The 3,910-nt window shown below is 69.5% G+C and carries 4 protein-coding genes; all 4 read left to right on the forward strand.

What is annotated here, in order from left to right; all coding sequences use genetic code 11:
* Positions 1–168: 168 nt before the first annotated feature.
* The 4 genes from U9980_RS05105 to U9980_RS05120 all read left to right on the forward strand — a co-directional run bounded on the left by U9980_RS05105 (position 169) and on the right by U9980_RS05120 (position 3,814).
* A complete protein-coding gene (locus U9980_RS05105; RefSeq protein ID WP_416210158.1) occupies positions 169–774 on the forward strand; it encodes a nuclear transport factor 2 family protein in 606 nt (201 codons plus the stop codon).
* The gene (locus U9980_RS05110) at positions 771–2,228 is read left to right on the forward strand and encodes a fatty acid--CoA ligase family protein (protein WP_322766901.1); all 1,458 of its coding nucleotides are present in this window, start codon (positions 771–773) and stop codon (positions 2,226–2,228) included. The genes U9980_RS05105 and U9980_RS05110 overlap by 4 nt, the downstream gene beginning before the upstream one ends.
* Positions 2,225–3,202 carry an LLM class flavin-dependent oxidoreductase gene (locus U9980_RS05115; RefSeq protein ID WP_322766902.1) on the forward strand — a complete coding sequence of 326 codons (978 nt, stop codon included), beginning with the start codon at positions 2,225–2,227 and terminating at the stop codon, positions 3,200–3,202. The genes U9980_RS05110 and U9980_RS05115 overlap by 4 nt, the downstream gene beginning before the upstream one ends.
* A gap of 123 nt (positions 3,203–3,325) precedes the next feature.
* The gene (locus U9980_RS05120) at positions 3,326–3,814 is read left to right on the forward strand and encodes an FAS1-like dehydratase domain-containing protein (protein WP_322766903.1); all 489 of its coding nucleotides are present in this window, start codon (positions 3,326–3,328) and stop codon (positions 3,812–3,814) included.
* The last annotated feature ends 96 nt before the right edge of the window (positions 3,815–3,910 follow it).

Genomic DNA, 3,910 nt, shown 5'->3' on the forward strand with positions numbered 1-3,910 from the left:
CTCAGGCGGTCTGGGTCGTCCTGTCCGGAAGTCGTCGCGGAGTTGGCGGTCTGGCCCTATAGTGCAACTCATTAAGCGTATTGTTGCCTGTGTTGATCTGGTTGTGGTTGCGGTGTGGCGAATAGGCCGGCCTGACCTGGAGGTGTCGTGACGACGCACGACGCGGGGTTGCTCGCGCGGCTGGAGCAGGTGGAGGCGCGGCTCGCGCTCGGGCAGCTGCCGATCCGGTACGCGCTCGCGGTCGACGGCCGTGACCTCGACGCCTGGATATCGCTGTTCGTGCCGGATGTCAACTGCGGCCGGCACGGCCGCGGCCGGGAGGCACTGCGTGGATACATCGCGCCCAGCCTGCGGTGGTTCTACCGGTCGGTGCACCAGATCTGCGGTCATCGCGTGGAGTTGCTCGATGCAGACAACGCCCGCGGGCAGGTGTACTGCCGGGCCGAGCACGAGGTCGGCGACCGCTGGATCGTCATGGCCATCTGCTACTTCGACACCTACCAGCGGATCGACGGCGAGTGGCTGTTCGCCCGGCGGGACGAGCGGCACTGGTACGCAGCCGATGTCACCGAGCACCCGCAGGCCGTGGGATTCGACAGTTGGGGCACGTCGCCGACGCCACCGGGCCTGCCGCAGTCCTTCCCGACGTGGGCAGGCTTCTGGGACGGCGTCGACACCACCGGACTGACCGCGTCCGGGACCACTTCGTCCGGGACCACTTCGTCCGGACTGACCGCATCCGGGGCGACCGCCGCCCGGACGACCCGGGCATGACCGCCGCGGCCGGGACGACATGGATGGCCCAGCTCACCGGAGTCTGGTCGGGCCCGGGTGCGGGTCAGACGGCTGTGATCAGTGGTGCCACCCGCTGGTCCGGCGCCGACCTGCTGGGGCACGCCGCGGGTGCGGCCGACTGGCTCGACAGCCTTGCCCTGCCCGTGGGAACCCCGTTGCCGGCCCTGGTCTCGACCACGCTGGAAGCTCTTGCGCTGACCATCGCGGGCGCCGCCACCCGGCGTCCCCTCGCGCCGATCAGCACCAGACTCACCCCCCGGGAGCTCACCGCCTGTCTGGCCGGCCTCGCCGGCGATCTGCTCCTGGCCGAGCCGGCCGCGGCGGACCTCGGCCGGGAACTGGCGACGGCAACGGGCCGCCGGCTTGTCGTTCACCCACCGGCCGCGGCGTCCGACCGGCTGTTGACCGACCGGCTGTCGGCGGACCAGCCGGGTCCGGATGAGACCGCGCTGATCCTGCACACGTCCGGGACCTCCGGGGTGCCCAAGGCGGTGTATGTGGCGCAGGGCAAGCTCGCAGTACGGGGCAGGGTCAACGCCGCGATCGTCGACCTTGCGCCGGGCAGCGTGTACGCATCTGGTTCGCCCTACCATCACATCGCCGGCCTCGGCATGATCGCGGTTGCGTTGGGCGCCGGAGCCACGGTTGTCTGTGCGCCACCGTTCTCGCCGCGTAACTGGCAGGACCTGGCCGACTACGGCACGACACATGCTCTGCTGGTGCCGACGATGATCGACCGACTGCTCGCTGAGGGCGCGCTGGCATTGCCGACGCTGCGCGTGCTGCAGTACGGCGCGTCCCCGATCCATCCGGACACGCTTCGCGAGGCGATGGCAGTTCTTCCGGGCGTTGCCTTCGTTCAGATCTTCGGGCAGACGGAGGGTTCTCCGGTCACCTGTCTGAACTTCGACGATCATCGACTTGCGGCCACGACCCGGCCCGAGCTGCTGCGCACGGTCGGCCGCGCGGCGCAGGGTGTGGAGCTGCGGGTGGTCGATCCGGGTCCGGACGGCAGCGGCGAGATCCGGGCCCGCGGCGAGCACCTCTTCCAGCCCGAGGCCGACGGTTGGCTGCACACCGGAGACCTCGGTCATATCGATTCCGACGGCTATGTCACACTTTTGGGCCGCCGTGGTGACCGCATTGTGCGGGGTGGGGAAAACGTGGATCCACTGGAGGTTGAACAGGTCCTCAGTCTCCATCCCGCGATCCGCGAGGTTGCCGTCGTCGGCCGGGCGGACCGGCGCTGGGGTCAGGTCGTGAAGGCGTTCGTCGTCCCCGCCGACCCGCGGGATCCACCGGACGTCGAGGAGCTGCGCCTGTTCGCGCGGGAGTCCCTGAGCGGGTTCAAGGTGCCCGCCGAGTGGGAGATGATCGAAATTCTGCCGAGAAGCGCCGCCGGCAAGGTGTTGCGTAGAGTGCTGCAATCGTGACCACGGTTGACGTCGACCCGGTCGGGTCGGGATCAGCCGCGTCGGGATCAGCCGGGCTGCGGATCGGGGTTCGGCCACCCTTCGCGCTGCTGCGAGGCGGTACCGGGCGACTGTACGACGCCGCTGCGCAGATCCGGGACCTCGGATTCGACCATGCCGTCATCGGTGACCACGTGAGTTTTCGCGGCGGCTACGGTTCCGACGGGCTCATCCAGGCCACGGCGTTGCTGGTCGCCGCGCCCGACATCGAGGTTCACACCGGGGTCTTCCTGCTACCGCTGCGTCACCCCGTCCCGGTTGCGCGTCAGGTAGCCACGCTCGCGGCCATGGCACCCGGGCGGTTCGTCTTCGGCGTGGGCATCGGCGGTGAGGACCGCGCCGAGGTCGAGGCATGCGGTGTCGACCCCGCCACCCGTGGCCGCCGGATGGACGAGGCCCTGGTTGTGCTGCGGGCACTGCTGGCCGGTGATGCGGTGACGGTCGACGGTGAGCATTTCCAGCTCCGCGATGTGCGGGTGTCACCGCCGCCGGCCGTGCCCGTACCGATAGTGATCGGCGGCCGGTCGGCCGCGGCGGTTCGGCGGGCGGGTCGTCACGGTGACGGCTGGCTCGGTGTGTGGGTCTCGCCCGAGCGTTACGCCTCCGTCATCGCCGAGATCGAAGACGTCGCGACCGCCTCCGGCCGGTCCGCGGTCCCCTGGCGGCACGCGCTGCTGGTCTGGTGCGGCTTCGGCGGGTCGGTCCAGGACGCCGGTTTGTCGGTCTCGCGGGCGATGGAGAGCTTCTACGGCGTGCCCTTCGACCGTTTCTCGCGGTACGTGCCCCGGGGGACCCCGCAGGATGTGGCGCAGGCGCTGGTGCCCTATCTTGATGCCGGCTGCCGCGATGTGCACCTGCTGCCGGTCGCCGGTGACGAGGATGAGGCACTTGAGTCGGCGGCGCAGGTACGCAGCCTGCTCCTGCGGCGCGGGTGAGCGACCCGGTTCTCCCGGTCGGGAGAACCCGGTCGGGAGAAACAACGGAGACGAACAGTACTCAACGCCTTATCGGATGGCTGGGATCCTCTGCCATCCGCCTTCAACGACGAGGAGTAATTCGTGGGGCAGTTCACGTTCCCGGTGGAGGCCGGTCAGATCATGCTCTTTGCGCGCTCGGTCGCGGATCCCAACCCCGTCTACCACGACGCGGAGCGGGCCGCGGAGGCCGAGACGGCGGGGATCATCGCCCCGCCGACGTTTGTCCAGTCCTCCGCCCAGTACGACCCTGACTATCCGCTGCGACCGCGTACCGGCGAGGCATGGTTCGGCTCCGGCCGGGAACCCAGCGGAGTCACCGATGCGGTCTCCGGCGGCGGCCGGCTGCACGCCGAGCAGCATTTCGAGTATTTCCGGCAGGTCCGGCCGGGCGACCTGCTCACGGTGACCAACGTGCCGGGAAACACCTGGGAGAAGACGGGTCGGCGGGGCGGCAAGCTGCTGTTCGAAGAACAGGTCACCGAGTACCGGGACGCAGCCGGCGAGCTGGTTGTCCGGGCCCGTGGCGTAAGCGTGCGACCCGAGAAGCCGGTTGAGCAGGGGGCGAACTGATGGCATTGCGCGGCGCTGAGGTGGAAGTCGGCGAGATTCACGAGCAGGTGCTCGTCGAGGACCTCACCCGGACCCAGATTGTGCAGTACGCCGGTG

It is taken from the genome of Protofrankia sp. Cr1, assembly GCF_963555865.1.
Classification (GTDB): Bacteria; Actinomycetota; Actinomycetes; order Frankiales; family Frankiaceae; genus Protofrankia.

Excerpts from the sequence above, each read along its gene's own strand:
- U9980_RS05110 (WP_322766901.1), top strand. The coding sequence starts at position 771 with ATGACCGCCGCGGCCGGGACGACATGGATGGCCCAGCTCACCGGAGTC.